This window comes from Burkholderia pseudomultivorans, assembly GCF_001718415.1.
GTDB lineage: Bacteria > Pseudomonadota > Gammaproteobacteria > Burkholderiales > Burkholderiaceae > Burkholderia > Burkholderia pseudomultivorans_A.
Genome location: NZ_CP013377.1, coordinates 1,367,080 through 1,387,618 on the forward strand (window position 1 = coordinate 1,367,080; position 20,539 = coordinate 1,387,618).

Below are 20,539 nucleotides of genomic sequence, written 5' to 3' on the forward strand. Positions count from 1 at the left end.
CCGCCGTGTACGGCTTGTGCCAATTGCGCGGGCGGCCTTTTTATGGTGTCGTTGCACGGTATCGCATCGACTCGAAAAAGGACAGTCGAATGCAGCCGGGCGATTCGGGCGGGGACCGATTGATCTGCGGAATCGACGCGCATTCGCGTGAATGCGTCGTCGCGCGCCGGCGGTTCGTGATCCTGACGCTCGGCCTGCTCTGTGCGCCTGCGATCGCCGCGCCGGCCGACACGGCGAACGACAACGTGCTGCGCGTGCTTGCCTGGCCCGGCTATGCGGATCCCGATGTCGTCGGCGCGTTCGAGGCGCAGTTCCATGCGCGGGTCGAAGTGACGTTCGTCGATTCCGACGAAGCGCTATGGGCGCGCATGCACGCCGCGTCACCGCCGCCTTACGACGTGCTGGCGGCCAATACGGCCGAGATCCAGCGCTATGCGCGCGACGACCTGCTGGCGCCGCTCGACCTGTCGCGCATCCCGAGCCGCAGCCGGCAGCTGCCGAACTTCCAGCAGCTCGCGACGATAGGCGGGCTCGTGCAGCACGGTGCGACCTACGGGATGCCGTTCACGTATTCGTCGATGGGCCTGATCTACGATCGCAAGCAGGTGCCGGTCGCGCCGCGCTCGATGCTCGAGCTGTGGAATCCGCGCTATCGAGGCAAGGTGCTCGACTTCAACAGCGCGCAGCACAATTTCTCGTTGACGGCGCTCGCGCTCGGCTATCCCGATCCGTTTCACCTGTCGCCCGCGCAGACGCTCGCCGTCGCGCACAAGCTGATCGACCTGCGCCGCAACCTGCTGACCTATTACACGCTTCCGGAAGAGGCGACCGCGCTGTTCGTCCAGCATCACGCGGCGCTGATGTTCGGCAACTACGGGACCCAGCAGGTCGAACTGCTGCGCCGCGCCGGCGCCGACGTCGGCTATGTGATCCCCGACGAAGGCGCGCTCGCGTGGCTCGATTGCTGGGCCATCACGCGCGGCGTCGCGCGAGTCGATCTCGCGTATGCGTGGATCGACTACATGCTCGAACCGGCGATCGGCGCGCTGCTGACCACGCGCCAGGGGCTCGCGAACACGCTGGCGCCGCCGCACGGCCGGGACGTCGGCAGGCAGCATCTGGTCTGGATCCAGCCGGTCGAGAACATCGCGCGACGCGAGGCGCTGTGGAATCGCATCGTGTCGGGCGACCCGCCGGAGCGCCTCGGCAAATGATCCGGCTCGGGCTCACGTCGAAGCTGGCGCTGCTGTTTGCGTGCATCGGCGTCATCGCGTCGGGCGCGACCGGCTACTACACCTATCGCGCGAACCGCACGATGCTCGTGCAGGAGGCGCAGCACAGCCTGCTGATGTCGACGCAGCTGCTCGGCCAGCGCTTCGAGACCGCGCTGTCGGACGTCGCGGACGATGCGCTGGTGCTCGCGCAGATGCCGTCGTCGGTGATCGTCGCGCGCGGCGCCGATCGGGGCGGGCCGCCGCGCCTGCGGCTCGAGCAGGTCTATTGCAGCTTCATGGCCAATCATCCCGAGTATCTGCAGATCCGCCTGATCGAGCGCGGCCATTTCGGGCTGGAGCGCATCCGCGTCGATCGCGATGCGCACGGCATCGTCGTGGTGCCCGATCGCGCGCTGCAGGAGAAAGGGCAGTTTTCCTACGTGTTCGACACGCTGGCGATGCCGCGCGGGCACATCTACCTGTCGGCGATCGCGATCAATCACGAGACCGGCTCGCATGCGGCCGAAGGGCTGCCGATCCTGCGCGTCGGCACGCCGATCGTCGACGCCGGCGGCCGGACGGTCGGCGCGCTGGTGGTCGACATCGAGCTGTCGCGCGTGTTCGAGCGGCTCGAACGCGATCTGCCGGAGGACTATTCGGTGTATCTGGCGAACGAATGGGGCGATTTTCTCGTGCACCCCGATCCGTCGCAGACCTTCGGCTTCGATCGCGGGCGGCGCGTGCTGATGCAGGACAGCTTTCCCGCCACGCGCGCGCTGTTCGACGGCGCGCGCACCAACGTGACGCTGAACGGGCTGGCGCAACCCGACGATGCGCCGGGACAGATGCTCGCGTTCGTGCGCACGCGGTTCGGCAACGACGACGGCGGCCGCTTCGTCGTGCTGGGCACCGCGCGCCCGCTTGCGGACGTGCTGACGCCCGCCGGCCGGCTCGGCGACCGGATCGTCAGGATGGTGCTGGTATCGAGCGTGCTGGCCGGCATCCTGGCGATCCTGTTCGCGCGTGCGATCACGCGGCCGCTGCAGGCGCTCGCGCGCGCGGCGACGCACGTGTTCGACGATCCGGCCGCCGACCGGCTGCCGGTCGCGCGCGCGGACGAGATCGGCGTGCTGGCGCGCTGCTTCGACAGCATGCGCGTCGAGATCCGCACGCAGGTCGCGATGCTGCGCGCGAAGCAGCAGGAACTCGCGCATCTCGCGGGTCACGATCCGTTGACGGGCCTGCCGAACCGCCTGCTGTTCATGGAGCGCCTCGACGCCGAGATCCGGCACGCGACCGCGGTGGACGCCGGACTCGCGGTGATGTTCGTCGACCTCGATCGCTTCAAGCTGATCAACGACCAGCACGGGCACTCGGTCGGCGACCGCACGCTCGTGACGATCGCGAAACGCCTGAGCCTCGTGCTGCGCAGCGACGACATGGTCGCGCGGCTCGGCGGCGACGAGTTCGTCGTGCTGATCCTCGATGTGCGCTCGCCGGTCGTGATCGGCGACGTCGCCTCGCGCATCCAGCTGATGATGGCCGAGGAGCTCGAACTGGGCGGACGGCGCATGGCGGTCGGCGCGAGCATCGGCGTCAGCGAGTTTCCGGCCGACGGCGCGTCCGCCGAGGAACTGCTCGTCAAGGCCGACGCGGCGATGTATGCGGCGAAGGCGAACGGGCGGCGCGCGTGCGTGCGTTATCAGGAATTGCTGAGCGGCGTCCATGTGCAGGACGACCGGGACGGGCTCGCGCCGGCCGCCGCGAACGGCGACGACGTGGACGGCGGCGATCTGGCCGGCGGCAACGCGGACGGCGGGAATCGTCGTGGCGAGGCCGGTGCTGCGCCGGGGCGTGCCGACGACTGAGTGCGCGGGTGGCAGCTTGCCGACGCGACGGTGTGCGCGCAATCCGGCGCCGGCGCAAATGCAACGAGCCCGTCGCGGGACGGGCTCGTTGCGTGGCCGTCAGGCTGCGCGCGACGCGCGCAGCGGCGACAGCTTAGTGGCCGAAGTAGACCGAGTCGCGCGGGTTCTGCACCTTGGCAGCCGGCGCGCCGCCCTGGACGACCGGGGCCGGCTGTGCGCCGTAGCCGCTGTTGTCGCCGGCGACGCGGGCTTGTGCGGCCTGGATGTCGGCCGGGTAGTACGGGCTCGACTGGCTCGGCTTGTAGCCGGCCTGTTCCAGCTGGACCAGTTCGTTGCGCACTTGCGCGCGGGTCACGTTGCTTTGGGCGAATGCGCCGAACGAAGCGGACAGGGCGGTAGCGGCGACGACTGCATAAACGAGCGATTTCATGATGACCTCCGATGTTTGTATTGGCTTTCCGCGTTCGACACCATGTCGTCTGCGGTTGATTACATCGTAGGCTTCGGTGTACCTAGGGTAAACGTGGATTTCAGCGAAAGATCATTGCCGCAGAGACAATAATCCAGACGCAAATGCCGTCTGTCCCCGTTTGGAGTTGCGGGAAATGTTGGCAATCGGGAGGGTATCGGCAGCCGTGATGCGTCGCGCACGCAACGGCGCACGGCGGCGCGTGCGGCGTGCCGGCAGAGGGCGGGGGCGCGGAGCGGCCGGGAGCCGGACGGCTCAGACCCCGTCGTCGTCGATTTCCTTGCGCTCGCGACGCTCTTCGTTGCCGCGGCGCGCGCGCAGGCGCTGGCGCGACAGCACCGCGATCACCTGCTGGGTCGGGGCGCCGGACGGGATTTCGTTGCGGATGCGGTCGGGCACCATCGGCAGGCCCGCGCGCTGCCGGCGCAGCGCCTTCGCGATCGCACGGCGGCACTCGTCGCCGTGGCAGTCCCATTCGTCGCGGATTCGGTGGCAGTAACGGCATTGTTCCATCCGGACAGTCTAACGCGTCTTGCCCGGCGGCACCGGCCGCGCGCCCCGGCCGGCAGTTCATCGCCGGCCCGGCCGCGGCCGCCGCGCACCGTGCGCGGCGGCCGCCCGTCGCGTCAGCGTTCGCGCCGCTTCTTGCTCAGTTCGACCGTCTCGAACAGCTCGTACTGTGCGGTCGGATGCTGGTCCGCGCCCGGCGCGTGGTAGTAGCGCATCGTGATCGTCGTCTGGCCGCCCGGCTTGCCCGGATCGTGGTCGAACACCGCGATGCCGTAGCCGGTGCCCGTATCGCGGCGCGCGGACCAGATCGCATCCTCGAGCGCGTCGGCCGGCTGGCGCACGAACGTGTTCGTCGCCGCGCCCGGCACCGGCCGGTTCGGCTTCGTGAAGATCTTCGCCTGCGCGTTGCCGGTGGCCGGGTTCTCGCCGTAGACGTCGAGCGGCGCGCTGGTGCCGCCGCCGCCGAGAATCAGGTGGATCGTGCCGTGGCTCGTGTCGAACTGCGTGCGATCCGGATCGATCGGCCCCACCGGACGCGGCTGCAGCGTCTCGACCACTTCGCCGGTCGCCGCGTCGACGCCGGCGCGGTGATTGCAGCCGCGCACCGGATAGCTGCGCTCGTAGTCGTGGTCGTGCCCGCACAGCACGAGGTCGACGCCGTAGCGGTCGAACAGCGGCAGCCACGCTTCGCGTATGCCCTTGTCCGAGCCGTTGCCCGTTTTCGACGAGCTCAGCGCGTCCTGGTGCATCTGCACGACGATCCAGTCGATGTCGTCGTCGTGCGCTGCGTGACGCAGCGTGTGTTCGAGCCAGCGCGTCTGCTCGCCGTTGCTGTAGCCGCGCACGTAGAACGACGTGCCGGGCGCGATCGGCGGGCGGCCGGTGCTCGCGGCCGGCACGAGCGGGTCGGGCCCGGCGACGAACGCGGCCGCATCCTGGTACACGACATCGTCGGCGTCGAGCGAGATGAACAGCACCGAACTCACGCGGAAGCTGTACCAGCGGCCCGGAAAGCGCGTGCCGTTCTCGGGCAGCGTATAGCGCGCGAGATACGAGTCGAGCCCCTGCGGGCCGTTGTTGAACTCGATTTCGTGATTGCCGGGGCAGGGCATCCAGGGGCGATTCGCGGCCGACGTCTGGTTGTTGTTGCCGAAATCGCGCCACACCTCGGGTTGGTGCGCGGGGTTCAGGTTCGCGTAGCAGAGATCGCCGTTCAGCAGATGGAACAGCGGCTGGAACTGCTCGACGGCCTGCACCGCGAAGCGGCTCTGCGGCGACGACAGCACCCATGCGCCGTTCGGCGTCGCGAGGTCGCCGTAGCTCGTGAAGCGGAACGGCGCGCGGCCGCGCGGCGCGGTCGTGAAGGTCGCGGCGAACGGCTGCGCGGCGTTGCTGTCGTTGTCGGCCGTGAGTTCGTAGCGGTAGCGGGTGTTCGGCTTCAGGCCGTGCACGCGCGCGTGATAGGTGAACACCGTCTCGCCGTTGAGGCCGTCCGTGTAGAGGCGCTGCACGCCGTGCACGGTGCGCGGCGGTTCGCCGTCCGCGACGATGCGCGCGCGCGGGTTCACGGCCGCCGCGAGCGACGCCCACGAGATCACGACTTCGGCGCTCGGGTCGTTGCCCCACGTCAGGTGCACCTGTTCGGGCGTGCCGTCCGGATTCGACGCGGCGGCCTTGCCGGCGGCCGCGAGCCCGCCCGCGGCGGTGGCGAGGCCGGAGACGCCGGCGAGTTTCAGGAAGCCGCGGCGCGACACGGAAGCGGCCGGCTCGTTCGGCTGGATGGGATCGTGGTCCTGGTTCGACATGGTCGGGATTTTCGTTGATTGAGACGCGAGGGAGGGGACCGCCCGGCGTGGCGCGACCGCGCATGCGGCCGGGGCGTGGACCGGAAACGAGCGGGATTCCGGCGTGCGTCATTGTCGGCAGGCAGTTTTGCCGCGGTGTGACAGCGCCGCGGCGGTCGGTGCGACGCGCCGCCGCGTGCGGCCCGCGATCGGCGCGCCGTCGCGCCGGTGGCTGCCGGCGTGCTTCGCCGCACCGGCAAATTATTTGCGGATTCGGCGACGGATTGTCGTGGCTCGGTCGTTTAAAGGATCAACGACCGCTTCCGGTCGGCGCCTTTTCTTCGGAGTCTGTCATGAAGCTTTCTCTTTCCTTGCGTGTCGTCGTGGCCGCCGCGGCCGCGCTGGCCGCATCCGCCGCCTTCGCGCAGGCCGTCATCGTCGCCCCTTACGCACCGCCGCCGCCGCGTGTCGAAGTCGCGCCCGCGCCGCGCGCAGGCTACGTGTGGGACCAGGGGCACTGGCATTGGCGGCAGGGGCGCTATGTGTGGATCCCCGGCCACTGGCAGGTGGTGCGGGCCGGCTATCACTGGGTGCCGGGACACTGGGTCGCACGCGGCCCGAACTGGCGCTGGGTGCCAGGCCACTGGGCCTGACGGCCCGCCGGTCGTCGCGCGGGCGGGCGTGCCCGCGCGGCGGATTTCTCATCTCACGTCACGAGTCGAGCGATGCCGTTCCGAACCGTCGTAATCGTTGCAGTCGCGGCCGTCGTGCTCGCCGGCTGCGTCGTGGTGCCGGCGCGTCCGGCCTATTACCGGCCCGCGCCGGTCGTCGTATATTGAGCGCGCCGGCAAGCGGCCGACATGACCGGTATGCAGTCCGAGCGCGATGTCGATGAAACGGACCTGGCCGATGCTGCATGCGACGCCGGCGGCGACGCCGGGCCGCAGGCCGCGCATCGCGATCCGCCGACAATCCGGCGCATGCAAGGAGAGCACGACGATGAGCTTCAGCCCGAAGGCGGCCGCAGCGCGGCGCAGGCGTGTCGTATCGCGGAGCGCGCTGCGTTGAGCGACGGCGATCCGGATGCGGAACTCGTGCAGCGGGTCGGCGCGCGCGACGCGTCGGCCGTGCGCACGCTCGTCGCGCGCAAGCTGCCGCGGCTGCTCGCGCTCGCAACGCGCATGCTCGGCGACCGGTCGGAAGCCGAGGATGTCGCACAGGAAACCTTCCTGCGGATCTGGAAGCACGCGCCGGGCTGGCGCGACGGCGGCGCGCGGTTCGATACGTGGCTGCACCGCGTCGTGCTGAACCTCTGCTACGACCGGTTGCGCGGCCGGCGCGAGGAACCGGTCGACAGCCTGCCCGAGGTGCCCGACCCGCATCCCGAGCCGGCCGCGTACGCCGAGCACCGCTCGCGCGATGCGCGCGTGCGGCAGGCGCTCGCCGCGCTGCCGCCCCGGCAGCGGGAAGCGCTCGTGCTCCAGTACTATCAGGATCTGTCGAACGTGGAGGCGGCCAACCTGATGGGCATCACCGTCGATGCGCTGGAAAGCCTGCTCGCGCGTGCCCGGCGCAACCTGCGCGCGCAACTGGCCGGCGATTCACCTAGCGAGGACAAGCGATGACACCCGAACGATTTCGTACCATCGTCGCCGCCTACGGCGCGGATGCGCGGCGCTGGCCGGACGGCGAGCGCGCGGCCGCCGAGGCGTGGGCGCGCGCGCATCCGGCCGACGCGCTGGCGGCGCTCGACGATGCCGCCGAACTCGACGCCTGGCTCGCGCGCGACAGCGTGGCGCCGCCCGCGCCGGCCCTCGTCGAGCGCATCGTGGCGACGGCGCCCGCGCCGCATCGTGCGCGGCGACGCGGGCGCGTGTGGTGGTCGGGCGCGGCGTTCGCGGGCGTCGGCCTGGCCGGCGCGCTCGCGGGAGCGGTCGTGGTGTCGATGCTGATGCTCGGCAGCGCGCCGCCGGCTCACGAACCGGGCTATCTGACGACGACGTTCGGCGGACCGGGCATCGACGGGAGCGACGAATGACCGCACGCGGCTGGAAAATCGTGCTCGTCGGCTCGGTCGTGCTGAACGTGTTCATGCTCGGCGCGATCGGCGGCGGCGCCTATCAGTGGTTCAGCACGCATCGCGACCTGCGCGCGGCCGGCGCGCCCGCGCAACGCGCGGCGCTGCGGTTCGCCGCGGACGAACTGCCCGATGCGCGCCGGCGCCAGTTCACCGACGCGCTGAAGGCGGCGCGCAAGGACGGTCGCGATTTCGCGCGGGAAGGGCGCGACGGCCGGATCACCGTGCTGGACCTGCTGGCGGCGCCGCAGCTCGATCGCCCGGCGATCGACGCGGCGCTCGAACGCACGCGCGCGGCCGACAGCGCGCTGCGCGCGCAGGTCGAGCGCAGCGTCGTCGATTTCGCGACGACGCTGACGCCGGACGAACGGACGAAGTTCGTCGACGGACTGCGCCGCAGCGGCAACTGGCGACTGCCGCCGAAACTGCAGAAGCGGCAGGACGCGCAGGCGAATCCGTGAGCGCCGCCGCGTAGCGGCGCAACGCTGGAACGGACGGGCGTCGAGCGTTCGATGGCGCGTCGCCGGCGTTACAGCATGCGCGGGCGTCGATGACGGAAGTCCGCCGCGCGCGAGCATGGCTTGCCGCCCCTCGCCGTCCGTCGTCGACGCCAGCCCATCCTTGCAGCGCGCCACGCCTTCGTGCGGATTCGGGCGCCGCCATGTCACTGCCGCCATCGCGCCCAAAAATATTTGCCTGCCCGGCGACGGATTTCCCGGCGGCCCGCGTTAAACGAGGGTACGCATCGCGAGAGAGCCTGTCATGGAGCAACCGAACGACACCACGCCGGCCGCCATCGCGCTGAACCGCTTCGGTCTCGGCGCGCGCGCGGACGACGTGCCGCCCGCCGACCCGAAGGCGTCGCTCGTCGCGCAATTCGACCGTTTCGAGCCCCGGCCGGCCGCGTGGGCCGCCGAGCCGGACGCGGTGACGCTGGCCACGCGCTTCGCGAATGCGCGCAATGCGCTCGCGGGCAACGACGCGGCCGCGAAGCGCGCGACCGAGCAATCGATTCGCCGCGACGGCTACGACACGTATCGCAGCGCGGTCGCCGCGCGGCTGAACAGCGCGCTCGACACGCCCGCGCCGTTCGTCGAGCGGCTCGTGCATTTCTGGGCGAATCATTTCGCGGTGTCGGTCGACAAGGGGCAGGTGGCCGCGTATGCGGGCGCGTTCGAGCGCGACGCGATTCGTCCACACGTGCTCGGCCGCTTCGAGGACCTGCTCGTCGCGGTCGAGCAGCATCCGGCGATGCAGCTGTTTCTCGACCAGGCGCGCTCGGCCGGTCCCGACAGTCCCGCCGCATTGCGCGCCGAAGCCCGCAATCCGTCGGCGAAGCGCGGGCTCAACGAGAACCTCGCGCGCGAGATCATGGAGCTGCACACGCTCGGCGTCCGCACCGGCTATACGCAGAGCGACGTGACCGAATTCGCGCGTGCGCTGACGGGCTGGAGCATCGCGGGCGGACGCGGGCCGCAGCCCGGCGATGCGGCGCCCGGCGCGTTCGTGTTCCGCCCGCAGTTGCACGAGCCGGGCGTCCGCACCGTGATGGGCCGCAGCTATGACCAGCCCGGCGAAGCGCAGGCGCGCGCGGTCCTGCACGACCTTGCGCGTTCGAGCGCCACGGGGCGGCACGTCGCGTTCCGGCTCGCCCGTCATTTCGTCGCCGACAATCCGCCGCCCGCGCTCACCGAGCGGCTCGCCCGCGCGTTCGATGCGAGCGGCGGCGATCTGCCGACCGTGTATCGCGCACTCGTCGATGCGCCGGACGCATGGTCGCCCGTCAGCCGCAAGTTCAAGACGCCGTGGGAATGGGCCGTGTCGTCGCTGCGCGGGCTCGGCTGGCGCGATGCGGGCGACCTGAAGGCCGCGCCGCTGCTGACGCAGCTCGGCCAGCCCGTATGGCGGCCCGGCTCGCCGGCCGGCTACGACGATGTCGCGGCGAGCTGGGCCGCGCCCGACGCGCTGGTGCGCCGTGTCGAGATTGCGCAGCGGCTCGCCGCGCGCACCGGCGACCGGCTCGACCCGCGCGCGCTCGGCAATACGCTGCTCGCCGGCTCAATGAGCGCGCCGACCGCGGCCGCGCTGGCGCATGCGGAAAGCGCGACCACGTCGCTCGCGCTGCTGCTCGTGTCGCCCGATTTTCAACGGAGATGACCATGACCTTGTCCCGCCGACACTTCCTGCGCGTCGCGGCCGCCGGCGCAGGCGCGATGCTCGTCGCGCCGCGCGTCGTGTTCGCGAACGTCGCGACCGAGCGGCGCTTCGTGTTCGTGATCCAGCGCGGCGCGGCCGACGGCCTGAACATCGTCGTCCCGTATGCGGAGCCGGCTTATGCGGGGCTGCGCGGCGCGCTGGCGATCGGCGCGTCGACGGCCACGCGGCTCGACGGCACGTTCGCGCTGCATCCGTCGCTCGCGCACACCGCGCAGCTGTATCGCGACGGGCAGGCGCTGTTCGTTCATGCGATCGCGTCGCCGTATCGCGACCGCTCGCATTTCGACGGCCAGAACGTGCTCGAGACCGGCGGCCGCGCGCCGTACCAGGTCAAGGACGGCTGGCTGAACCGGCTCGCGGGGATGCTGCCGGCGACGCGCGACAGCGCGATCGCGTTCGCGCCGACCGTGCCGCTCGCGCTGCGCGGCGGCGTGCAGGCTGCGTCGTATGCGCCGTCGGGCCTGCCCGCCGCACCGGACGACCTGCTGACGCGCGTGTCGTCGCTGTATGCCGCCGATGCGCAGCTCGCGCCGCTGTGGCAGGCCGCGATGGCCGCGCGCGGCCTTGCCGGAGACGCGCATGCGCGGCAGGATCCGGCCGGCGTCGGCAAGCTCGCCGCGACGTTTCTCGCGCGCGACGACGGCCCGCGCATCGCGATGATCGAGACCGGCGGCTGGGATACGCACAGCGCGCAGAACGCGCGGCTCGGCAACCAGCTGAAGGCGCTCGACACGATGCTCGCCGCGCTGCGCGACGGCCTCGGGCCCGCGTGGCGGCAGACCACGGTGCTGGTCGCCACCGAGTTCGGCCGCACCGCCGCCGCGAACGGCACGGACGGCACCGATCACGGGCAGGCGTCGGTCGCGATGCTGGCGGGCGGCGCCGTCGCGGGCGGGCGCGTCGTCGCCGACTGGCCGGGGCTGCGCCCGGGCGATCTGTACGAGGGGCGCGACCTGAAGCCGACCGCGTCGCTCGACGCGCTGATCGCGGGCGCCGCCGCCGAAAGCCTGCGGCTCGATCCCGGCCGCACCGCGTCCGTGCTGTTTGCCGACAGCGGCGCGCCGCGGCCGATGACGGGACTGATTCGCGACGCCGCATGAGCTCGCGCGTTGGTCCGCCGCTTTCACGACAGGGAGAACCCATGATGACGATCCGAACCGTTTCGCTTGCCGTACTGGTGGTGGCGAGCGCCGCGCTGATGTCCGCGTGCGTGGTCGAGCCCGTGCGGCCGCCGCAGCCGGCGCCGGTTGCCGAAGTGCCGCCCCCGCCGCCCGCGCCCGGCTATCGCTGGGCGAAAGGGCATTACCGATGGGCCGGCAATCACTGGGCCTGGGTGCCCGGGCACTGGGTGGCCGTGTATTGACCCGGCGGGGCGCACGTCGTGGAGCGCGTATCGAACCGGAATGCGCGTTTGCCAAAGCTTGCGGATTCCGCGGACGGGCGTGCCGGCGCGTGGGTCCGTGCCAAGCGAGCGCGACCGCGGGCGCGTGCCGCGGCAACGGCGGCTTCGGCGGGCTTGAAGTCGGGCGCCGATGAATCCCGGCGCGAGGCGTCGGCGCCCGCGCCCCGAGCGCTTACCACCCGATCCGGTGCTTCTCCTCGGTTTCGCGATGGCGCCAGTCGTCGTCCGCGTGCAGATACTGGCTCGTCGTCGTGAGCGATGCGTGCCCGAGGTTGTCGCGCACGAGCCGCAAATCGACGCGCCCGTCGGCCATATGCGAACCCGCGCTGTGGCGCAGCCAGTGCGCGGACGCCTGTTCGAGCACGCACGCCTGTTGCGCGCCGGCTTCGCCTTGCGCGCGCAGCCGCTGCGCAGCGAGCGCGAACACCTGCTTGACGATCCGGTGCAGCGCCGCGCGCGTGAGCGGCCTGCGCGTGCGGCCGACCGGCAGCACGAGCGGCGTGTCCTCGCCGTCGGTCGGCAGCGCGGCGAGACCGTGCGCGCGGCGGTAGCGCGCGAGTTCGGCCATCATCTCGTCGGTGGCCGGCACGAGGCGCTGCCGGCCGCCTTTGCCCGTCACGTCGAGCCACCAGCGTTCGCGCCCGGTCACGTCGCGCCGGCAGAAGAACCGGCCCATCGTCGTGTCGGCCGCTTCGCTGATGCGCAAGCCGCCGAGATACAGCAGCGTGAACAGCCAGCGCGCGCGGTCCGCGTGCATGCACGCGCGCGCATCGTCGCGCGGCATCGCGGCGATCGCGTCCTTCACCGACTGCCACAGCGGCGCGCCGAGATGGCGCGTGACGCGCGGCGCGGGTCGGCGCTGTCGCTGCCGCGACAGCGCGAGCGGATTGCCGGCCAGATAGCCGGCCTGCACGAGCCACGAGAACATCACGTTCAGGATCACCATCGCCTGCCGCTGGCTGGCCGCCGACAGCGGTCCGTAGAACGGCCGCCAGCGCGGATCGCCGCGCGGATGCTTGCGGCCGCCGTTCGCGCACCACAGCTCGGCGGGCGCAGGCGCGAGCAGGAACTGCCGGTAGACGAGGAGATCCTCGTGCGTGAGCGACGACAGCGGCTTGCCGCATCCGATCAGCGCCCATAACAGCAGGCGCTCGGCTTCCTTGCGATAGTTCTGGAACGTGGTCGGCGTATCGACGAAGCGCGCGAGCCACGCGCGCACCGCGTCGAGATCGTTGCGCGCGGCGATCTGCGCGTGCGCGCCTGTTGCGCGGTTCGTGCCGGCGCGCCCGTCGAGCGCGGCCGGCACGATCAGCGTATCGATCGGCAGCGGGCGCAGCACGGCGTCGGATGGAGCGGGTGGCAGCATGCGGGACAGGGACGCGGCGGGCGTCGCGGCCGGTCGAGGTCGTCGACCGCCGGGCCGGCGGCGTCGCGCGATGAAACGTATCGGGACGGAAGCGCCGATGGTACACGATGGGTCCGGGGCTGGCGACCCGCGATGCGCCGGCGGCGCGGCGATGCGTGCCGCGGCGATCGACGGGCGCGCCGGATGTCGCGCGCGCGTCGAAGCGGCCGCCTGCGATTCGCTATCCGAGCGACAGCACGCTGTTCAGCAGCGTGCGCACCAGCGTCGCCTGCCGCGTGACGCCGGTCTTCGAAAAGATCGCGCGCAGGTGCGAGCGCGCGGTGTTCTTGCTGATCGCGAGCGCGTCGGCCGCTTCCTCGAGCGTCTGCCCGTTGACGAGCGCGAGGGCCAGCGTGGTTTCGGCCGGCGTGAGATCGAACAGCTTGCGCACGATGTCGTGCGACGCCTGCGACTTGCGTTCGGGGTCGCGGATGAAGATCGCGCACGCCGGCCGGCGCGGATTGTCCTCGGACCATTCGCTGAGCGGGACCGTGCGGATCAGCACGCCGAGCGGCGGCTTGCCGGACGGGCGCGGCACCGCGATCGCCTGCGCGACAGACGCCGTGTCGCCCGCATGCTCCGCCAGCACCTGCCGGATCAGCTTCTGCAGCTTGCGGTCCTCGAGCGGATACGATGCTTCGAGCGTGCCGGCGCGCACGCGCAGGCCGTCGCATTCGGCGAAGATCTCGTCCGCGACGGTGTTGGTCTTCATGATCGCGCCGCGCTCGTCGAGAATGGCGGTGGCGACGAGCATGCGATCGATCGTGCTCGCATACAGCGTGCGCTCCGATTCGACCATCCCGAACTTCGCATGCAGCCGCACCGCGCGCTTCAGGTGCGGCAGCAGCGCGTTGCACACGGCCTTGTCGCGCGTCGAGAACGGCCGCGCCTGATGCGAGCGGCACACGCGGAAGCGGCATTCGATGCCGTCCGGCGTGCGCAGGTCGGCGCCCATCAGGAAGCCGACGTCGAACGGTTCGAGAAATTCGCGATACATCGCGCTGCTGCGCCAGACGCCGATGCCGAGCAGTTCGTCGACGGTGACGACGCGATCGCTTGGCAGGTTCACGAACGGATCGAGCGCGTAATAGTAGCTGTTGTACGACGCGACGCCCGGCAGCGGCTCGCCGTGCGCGGACGCGTTGATCATCAGCCCCGCGTGGCCGCTGGCCGGCCAGCGCAGGATCATCGTCACGTAGTTGGCTTCCATGTGCACGCGGATCTGCTCCAGCGCGCCGCCCCACGGCACGTCTTCCAGCGGGCCTTCGTAGATTTTCGCGAGCAGCGCGTCGAACTGCTCGAGCGTCAGCATCGAGTGGGCAAGGTGCGGGGGCGCCGTGGTCATTCGGGTTGTCTCCTGTTGCCGCTGCCGGGTCGCGGTGCGCCGGGCATGCGGATGCGCATGCGCGTCCGGACCGCCGGCGGCGGTGCGCGCACCCGCACCGGCGTACGGTAGCGTGCCGACGCGCGCCGGACATCCTGCGAATGAGGGTGGCGGCGCGTTTTCTGTAAGCTGTTTGTGAACTTTCGCGGCGAGCAGTCCGTCTAATCGCCCCGCCCACGCTTCCGAAGGAACCCCAGATGATTCGCAAGACCCGAACGCTGCTCGGCGCCGCCGCCATTGCCGGCGGTGCGCTGCTGGCAGGATGCCAGACCGACGCGGCCGCGACCGACGCGCACGCGGCTCGTCCGTCCGATGCCGGGCCCGTGACGAAGACCGTCTACGTCGCGCCGCAGCCGGTGCGCTGCACGGGCGTCGCGCCGATGGCGTGCATGCAGGTGCGCAGCAGCCCGAACGAACCGTGGAGCCTCTGGTACGCGGGCATCGAAGGTTTCGCGTACCAGCCGGGCTACCAGTACACGCTCGAAATCGACGAATACCGCGTTGCGCAGCCGCCGGCCGACGGTTCGTCGATCCGCTGGGTGCTCAAGCGCGTCGTCGAGCGCCGCCCGGCGAACTGACGGGCGGGCGCGGCTACGCGGACGGTTGCGACACCGCCGGGTGCGCCGGCGCCGCCGTATCGATGCGCCGGAACACCAGCGACGACAGCAGCGTGACCGCGCCCATGCAGACGAACGACAGCATGAAGCCGCTCGCCGTCGATCCGCACAGCGCGGCGAACAGGTTGATCAGGCCGCCGCCGATCGACACGCCGAGGCCCATCGCGAGCATCTGCATCATCGTGAACAGGCTGTTGCCGCTCGCGGCATCGGCATGCGACAGGCCCTTGAGCGTCACGCTGTTCATCGCGGCGAACTGCATCGAATTGGCCGCGCCGAACACCACCAGCAACGCGATTTCCAGCGCCGGCGCGGGCCGCGCCGACACCAGCGCGAACCCCGCGATCGCGCCGCCGACGATCCCCGTATTCACGACCAGAAACGCCGCATAGCCGAAGCGCTTCACGAGCGGCGCGATCCAGCGCTTCGCGATCACGCCCGCGATCGCGGCCGGCAGCATCATCAGCCCCGATTGCAGCGGCGTATAGCCGAGCTGCACCTGCATCAGCAGCGGCAGCATGAACGGCAGCGCGCTCGTGCCGATCCGGCACAGCAGGTTGCCGAGCAGCCCCGAACCGAAGTTCGGCTCGCGGAACAGCCCGAGCCGGAACAGCGGCTGCGCGCGGCGCCGCGCGTGCGGCAGGTAGGCGAGCGCGCTCGCCAGCCCGACGGCGGCCAGCCCGGCCGACCACGCGCCGCGATGCGCGGGCATCGGCGGGTCGATCGCGAGCGACAGCGCGGCCATCGCGACCGACAGCAGCGCACAGCCGACGAAGTCGAAGCGCGGCGGCTGCGTCGCCTGGTCGTGCGGCAGGTAGCGCTGCACCGCGACGAGGCCGATCGCGCCGACCGGCACGTTGACGATGAATACCCAATGCCACGAGATCGCCTGCGTAAGCCAGCCGCCGAGCGTCGGCCCGACGATCGGCCCGAGCTGCGCGGCGATCGACACGAACGCGAGCGCCGACACGTACTGTTCGCCCGGCACGCGGCGCAGCACGGCGAGCCGCCCGATCGGCAGCAGCATCGAGCCGCCGATGCCCTGTATCGCGCGCGCGGCCACCAGCTGGCCGAGCGTATGCGACGCCGCGCAGCCCACCGACGCGAGCACGAACACGAGGATCGCGAGCGAGAACACGCGGCGCGTGCCGAAGCGGTCGGCGAGCCAGCCCGAAGCCGGCGTGAGCATCGCCATCGTCAGCGTATAGACCACCACGACAGGCTGCATCGCGAGCGGCGACGCATGCAGCGCTTGCGCGATGGATGGCAGCGCAGTGTTGACGATCGTCGTGTCGAGCGACTGCATGAAGAACGCAGCGGCGACGATCCAGAGCAGCGCGGAGTGTGAGGATTCCCGGGACATGACGAATTCGTGGTGCGACGGCCGGACCGGCGGCGAGGCGCTTGCGGCGGCCGGCCGATCCTTCAAGCGCTCGATGGTACCGATTCCGCCGGTCATCGGGAAGCTGCCTTAAGACGTTGACTGTCATCGGTAATGCCGATGACAATGCGGGATGCTCAATCCCGTCTGGCTCAGGACGTTCGCGACCGTCACCAACTGCCGCAGCTTCACCGAAGCGGGGCGGCAGCTCGGGCTCAACCAGTCGAGCGTCAGCGAACACATCCGTCGTCTCGAGGAGAGCGTCGGCCGGCGGCTGTTCGTCCGCGACACGCATTCGATCGCGATGACGGCCGACGGCGAGGCGCTGCTCGTGCATGCGAACGTGATCCTGCAGGCGCTGAACCGCGCCGAATCGCAGTTCCGCAAGCCGCGCCTGAAAGGGCGCGTCAGGCTCGGCGCGCCGGACGACCTCGCGCTCGTCGCGCTGCCGGACGTGCTCGCCGGGTTCCGCGCCGCGCACCCCGACGTCGCGCTGGAAATCACGACCGGCATGACGAGCCGGCTCTATGAACTGCTGGACGCGGGCGCGCTCGACCTGATGATCGGCAAGCGGCGGCTCGGCGAGCGGCGCGGCACGCCGCTGCTGCGCGCACGGCTCGAATGGGTCGCGCGGCCCGGCACCGTGGTCGACCTGGAGCGGCCGCTGCCGCTGGTGCTGGTGGCCGAGCCGAGCGTCACGCGTGCGGTCGTGCTGAACGCGCTCGCGGAAAAAGGCATCGGCTGGGAGGTCGTCTGTTCGAGCAGCAGCCAGCCCGGCTGCATCGCGGCGGCGCGCGCGGGGCTCGGGCTTACCGCGACGTCGCACGCCCTGTCGACGCGCGGCCTGGCACCGCTCGTGAATGGCGACGCGCTGCCGGCGCTGCCCGATATCGAATTCATCGCGCTGGCCGCGAAGCGGCTCAGCCAGCCGGCCGGCACGCTGCTCGAACTGCTCGAGGCAAGCGACCTGCGCGCGCCGGGCACGGCCGCCGCGTGACGCGTACCGCCGCGCGCGCGGCCGGCCTGCGTCACGCGGCGCGCTTCTGCGAAATCACGAGCAGCGCGCCGTTCCTGTCCTCCAGCACCGCGCGGTATTCGTGCGGGCCGGCCTGCACCGGCACGCGCACCGACGCGCCGGCCTTCACGACCCGCTCCATCGCCGCGTAGAGGTCGTCGTCCTCGTCGACGCGCAGCGTCAGCGCCGCGCGCTCGACGATCTGCTCGTCGCCCGCGACCAGCGCGATCGTCAGCGGGCCGCCGTCGAGCGCGCAGTAGCGGTCGCCGTCGCGAAACTTCACGCCGAGGCCCAGGCCGTCGACGAACAGCGGCAATGCCGTGTCGATGTCGTCGACCGGATACAGCAGCATCGATACCTTCATTTGCGTCTCTCCCTTGTCGTGGTGCGCGACACGCAACGCGCCGCCGTTCGATGCTAGCGCGGCGGGTGCGGTGCCACGCAGTCCGATCGGATGACGGTGAAAGCCCTCTGTCCCCGCGCGCACGCCGTTACTCCAAACAGACGATGCCCGCGCCGGCCCGCACGCCGACACTTCCATCCGTGGACCGTCGCTGCTCGTCCGTATCGTGCGGACGGCCTGCGCGACCCCGACTCGTCCAACATACATGGAGACGCACGCAATGAAGTTTTCCCTCATCTACGAAGCCCAGACCACCGACGCGTCGCGCGAGGGCGACCATCGGGTGTTCAAGGAAACGGTCGAGCAGGCGCTGCTCGCCGAGCAGGTCGGGTTCGACACGATCTGGTGCGTCGAGCACACGTCGCTGACCAACTATGCGCACATGAGCGCGCCGGAAACCTTCCTCGCGTACCTGGCCGGCCGCACCACGCGCATCGGGCTGGGCCACGGCGTCGTGTGCCTGCCGCCGGCGATGAACCATCCGATCAAGGTCGCCGAGCGCGTCGCGCTGCTCGACATCCTGTCGGGCGGCCGCGTGCATTTCGGAGTCGGCAAGGGCGGCAGCCAGCAGGAAGCGGGCGCGTTCGGCTACGACCTCAACGAACTGCAGCCGATGATCGACGAATCGATGTACCTCGTGCCGAAGATGTTCGTGCAGGACGAGATCGAGCACGACGGCACCTACATCAAGATTCCGAAGCGCCCGATCCATCCGAAGCCGCTGCAGGATCCGCATCCGCCGATGTATCTCGCGTGCACGAACACCGACGCGCTGCTGCGCGCGGGCCAGCGCGGGCTGGGCGCGCTGGTGCTCGGCTTCGGCGGCCCGGACGAAGTCGCGAAGAAGAACGCGGTTTATCGCGAGGCGTGGGCGAACCGCAAGCCGGAAGACCAGGTCGGCTTCCGCCCGACGCAGCACCTGGCGGCACTGTGCCCGACGGTCGTGATGGCCGACGGCCAGAAGGCCCGCAAGATCGGCATCCGCGGCCAGCGCTACTTCATGGAGTCGCTTGCCTACTGGTACACGGGCGGCGAGCGTCCGGACCCGGACAAGTGGGGCGACGACCTCGTGCAGGCCGACACCGGCGAGATGGTGATCCGCTCGCGCTTCGCGTCGGAGGAGGTGGTCGTGAACTTCGCCGATCCGGCGCTCGCGATGATGAACCCTAACCACGCGTACGGCACGGTCGACGACTGCATCGGCTATGTCGGCCGCCTGCAGGAAGCAGGCGTCGACGAAGTGCTGTTCCTGTGCCAGATGGGCACGGTGCCGCACGACGCGCAGATGGAGACGATCCGCAACATCGGCGAGCACGTGATTCCGTTCTTCAACAAGGTGAAGGAGCGCGCCTGCGCGTGACGCGGCGCGGGCTGGCCCGATCAATTGAAAAAGGCCGGGGTGGGTGCTGAAGCGCCGACGCCGGATCGACCACTTTGTGTGGGACCGGAGTAGGCGCTAAAGCGCCAACTCCGGATCGACAACCTTGTATGGGACCGGAGTAGGCGCTGAAGCGCCAACTCCGGATCGACCACCTTGTGTGGGACCGGAGTAGGCGCTAAAGCGCCAACTCCGGATCGACAGGAGACACACGTGCATCGCGACAACGATTCCAACGCACTCGCCGCCACGCTGATCGCCCGCGCCGAGGCGCTCGCGCCGACACTCGCCGGCCGCGCCGCGCAGGCCGAAGCGCAGGGCCGCATTCCGGCCGAAACGATCGCCGACATGCAGGCCGCCGGCTTCTTCAAGGTGCTGCAGCCGAAACGCTACGGCGGCCACGAACTCGATCCGCAGACGTTCTTCGACATCCAGATGGCGCTCGCGCTCGGCTGCATGTCGACCGCGTGGGTGTATGGCGTCGTCGGCGTGCATAACTGGCAGCTCGCGCTGTTCGACGAGCGCGCGCAACAGGATGTATGGGGCAAGGACCCGGCGACGCTGATCGCGTCGACCTACATGCCGGTCGGCCGCGTGACGCCGGTCGACGGCGGCTTCCGGCTGTCCGGGCACTGGAAGTTCTCGAGCGGCAGCGAACTGTGCGAATGGGTGTTCCTCGGCGCGCTGGTGCCGCCCGCCGAGGCCGGCCAGCCGCCCGAATACCGCACCTTCCTGCTGCCGAAATCCGATTACCGGATCGAGCAGGACTGGGACGTGCTCGGCCTGCGCGCGACCGGCAGCCACGACATCGTCGTCGACGACGCGTTCGTGCCCGCGTACCGCACCCACAAGGCGATCGACGGGATGATGGGCACCAGCCCCGGCCTCGCGGTCAACGACGCACCGCTGTTCAAGCTGCCGTTCGCGCAGATCTTCGTGCGCGCGGTCTGCACGTCGTGCATCGGCGCGCTGCAGGGCGCGCTCGACGATTTCACGTCGTATGCGGCGACGCGCGTGTCCGCGAACAGCGGCGCGAAGACGAGCGACGATCCGGGCGCGCAGAACGCGTGCGCGAACGCGGCGGTCGCGATCGACGAGATGAAGCTGCTGCTCAGGCGCAATTTCGCGGAACTGATGGCGTCGGTGACCGGCGGCCCGGCCGTGTCGATCGAGCGCCGCGTGCATTTCCGCTACCAGTCCGCGCAGGTCGCCGAGCGCTGCGCGCAGGCCGCGAACGCGCTGCTGCGCTATGCGGGCGGCAACGGCATCTATCACCGCAATCCGCTCGTGCGCCGCTTCCTCGACCTGCACGCGGCGCGCGCGCACTACGCGAACAACGTCGACCGCTTCGGCCAGAACCTCGGCGCCGTGATGCTCGGCCGCGAAAACACCGACTACTTCATCTGACGAGGCCG

20 protein-coding genes are annotated in these 20,539 nt (G+C 70.6%); 13 read left to right on the plus strand and 7 right to left on the minus strand.

The window, feature by feature from the left end; translation table 11 throughout:
- Positions 1–89: 89 nt before the first annotated feature.
- Positions 90–1,214, plus strand: coding sequence for an ABC transporter substrate-binding protein (locus WS57_RS05775; protein WP_009689265.1), 1,125 nt, complete (start codon positions 90–92; stop codon positions 1,212–1,214).
- On the plus strand, positions 1,211–3,082 hold the full coding sequence (locus tag WS57_RS05780) for a sensor domain-containing diguanylate cyclase (protein WP_081337583.1): 1,872 nt from the start codon (positions 1,211–1,213) through the stop codon (positions 3,080–3,082). Before WS57_RS05775 ends, WS57_RS05780 begins: the two co-directional genes overlap by 4 nt.
- A gap of 133 nt (positions 3,083–3,215) precedes the next feature.
- Here the strand turns inward: WS57_RS05780 and WS57_RS05785 are convergent, their stop codons facing one another.
- The 3 genes from WS57_RS05785 to WS57_RS05795 all read right to left on the minus strand — a co-directional run bounded on the left by WS57_RS05785 (position 3,216) and on the right by WS57_RS05795 (position 5,866).
- Positions 3,216–3,512, minus strand: a complete 297-nt coding sequence (locus tag WS57_RS05785; protein WP_040131676.1) for a DUF4148 domain-containing protein — start codon at positions 3,510–3,512, stop codon at positions 3,216–3,218.
- Between the two features lie 294 nt (positions 3,513–3,806).
- Positions 3,807–4,064 (minus strand): hypothetical protein, encoded by a 258-nt coding sequence (locus WS57_RS05790; protein WP_040131677.1) that lies wholly within the window; start codon positions 4,062–4,064, stop codon positions 3,807–3,809.
- Between the two features lie 113 nt (positions 4,065–4,177).
- Positions 4,178–5,866 (minus strand): purple acid phosphatase family protein, encoded by a 1,689-nt coding sequence (locus tag WS57_RS05795; protein ID WP_059480242.1) that lies wholly within the window; start codon positions 5,864–5,866, stop codon positions 4,178–4,180.
- Between the two features lie 332 nt (positions 5,867–6,198).
- Between WS57_RS05795 and WS57_RS05800 the strand changes: the two genes are divergently transcribed.
- From WS57_RS05800 to WS57_RS05830, 7 genes are all read left to right on the plus strand, one after another.
- Positions 6,199–6,498, plus strand: a complete 300-nt coding sequence (locus tag WS57_RS05800; protein WP_040131679.1) for a YXWGXW repeat-containing protein — start codon at positions 6,199–6,201, stop codon at positions 6,496–6,498.
- Positions 6,499–6,714: 216 nt separating this feature from the next.
- Positions 6,715–7,470 carry an RNA polymerase sigma factor gene (locus tag WS57_RS05805; RefSeq protein ID WP_081056830.1) on the plus strand — a complete coding sequence of 252 codons (756 nt, stop codon included), beginning with the start codon at positions 6,715–6,717 and terminating at the stop codon, positions 7,468–7,470.
- Positions 7,467–7,883 (plus strand): hypothetical protein, encoded by a 417-nt coding sequence (locus tag WS57_RS05810; protein ID WP_040131680.1) that lies wholly within the window; start codon positions 7,467–7,469, stop codon positions 7,881–7,883. Before WS57_RS05805 ends, WS57_RS05810 begins: the two co-directional genes overlap by 4 nt.
- Positions 7,880–8,383 (plus strand): periplasmic heavy metal sensor, encoded by a 504-nt coding sequence (locus tag WS57_RS05815; RefSeq protein WP_059605619.1) that lies wholly within the window; start codon positions 7,880–7,882, stop codon positions 8,381–8,383. Before WS57_RS05810 ends, WS57_RS05815 begins: the two co-directional genes overlap by 4 nt.
- Positions 8,384–8,684: 301 nt before the next feature.
- On the plus strand, positions 8,685–10,079 hold the full coding sequence (locus tag WS57_RS05820; RefSeq protein WP_059517257.1) for a DUF1800 domain-containing protein: 1,395 nt from the start codon (positions 8,685–8,687) through the stop codon (positions 10,077–10,079).
- Positions 10,080–10,081: 2 nt separating this feature from the next.
- Entirely contained in the window at positions 10,082–11,239 is a 1,158-nt protein-coding gene (locus WS57_RS05825) for a DUF1501 domain-containing protein (protein ID WP_069243866.1), read from the plus strand.
- 44 nt (positions 11,240–11,283) lie between these two features.
- Positions 11,284–11,502 carry a YXWGXW repeat-containing protein gene (locus tag WS57_RS05830; protein WP_069244344.1) on the plus strand — a complete coding sequence of 73 codons (219 nt, stop codon included), beginning with the start codon at positions 11,284–11,286 and terminating at the stop codon, positions 11,500–11,502.
- Positions 11,503–11,713: 211 nt separating this feature from the next.
- Here the strand turns inward: WS57_RS05830 and WS57_RS05835 are convergent, their stop codons facing one another.
- Together WS57_RS05835 and WS57_RS05840 are read right to left on the minus strand one after the other, a co-directional pair.
- The gene (locus tag WS57_RS05835; RefSeq protein ID WP_069243867.1) at positions 11,714–12,907 is read right to left on the minus strand and encodes a tyrosine-type recombinase/integrase; all 1,194 of its coding nucleotides are present in this window, start codon (positions 12,905–12,907) and stop codon (positions 11,714–11,716) included.
- Positions 12,908–13,127: 220 nt separating this feature from the next.
- Positions 13,128–14,291, minus strand: coding sequence for a helix-turn-helix transcriptional regulator (locus tag WS57_RS05840; RefSeq protein ID WP_069243868.1), 1,164 nt, complete (start codon positions 14,289–14,291; stop codon positions 13,128–13,130).
- A 236-nt stretch (positions 14,292–14,527) separates the two neighbouring features.
- Between WS57_RS05840 and WS57_RS05845 the strand changes: the two genes are divergently transcribed.
- Positions 14,528–14,908: a DUF4377 domain-containing protein gene (locus WS57_RS05845; RefSeq protein WP_059517252.1), complete on the plus strand. Its 381-nt coding sequence runs from the start codon at positions 14,528–14,530 to the stop codon at positions 14,906–14,908.
- Between the two features lie 13 nt (positions 14,909–14,921).
- Here WS57_RS05845 and WS57_RS05850 read toward each other — a convergent pair whose 3' ends face one another.
- Positions 14,922–16,310, minus strand: a complete 1,389-nt coding sequence (locus WS57_RS05850) for a DHA2 family efflux MFS transporter permease subunit (protein ID WP_059517503.1) — start codon at positions 16,308–16,310, stop codon at positions 14,922–14,924.
- Positions 16,311–16,461: 151 nt separating this feature from the next.
- Between WS57_RS05850 and WS57_RS05855 the strand changes: the two genes are divergently transcribed.
- Complete coding sequence (locus WS57_RS05855) at positions 16,462–17,325, plus strand: LysR family transcriptional regulator (RefSeq protein WP_059480252.1); 864 nt, start codon at positions 16,462–16,464, stop codon at positions 17,323–17,325.
- Between the two features lie 31 nt (positions 17,326–17,356).
- Here WS57_RS05855 and WS57_RS05860 read toward each other — a convergent pair whose 3' ends face one another.
- On the minus strand, positions 17,357–17,707 hold the full coding sequence (locus WS57_RS05860; RefSeq protein WP_009688435.1) for a VOC family protein: 351 nt from the start codon (positions 17,705–17,707) through the stop codon (positions 17,357–17,359).
- Between the two features lie 259 nt (positions 17,708–17,966).
- On the opposite strand from WS57_RS05860, the gene WS57_RS05865 reads away from it, so the two are divergent.
- Both WS57_RS05865 and WS57_RS05870 read left to right on the plus strand, forming a co-directional pair.
- Entirely contained in the window at positions 17,967–19,106 is a 1,140-nt protein-coding gene (locus WS57_RS05865) for an LLM class flavin-dependent oxidoreductase (RefSeq protein WP_009688436.1), read from the plus strand.
- Positions 19,107–19,337: 231 nt separating this feature from the next.
- Complete coding sequence (locus tag WS57_RS05870; protein ID WP_059517250.1) at positions 19,338–20,531, plus strand: acyl-CoA dehydrogenase family protein; 1,194 nt, start codon at positions 19,338–19,340, stop codon at positions 20,529–20,531.
- Positions 20,532–20,539: the final 8 nt, after the last annotated feature.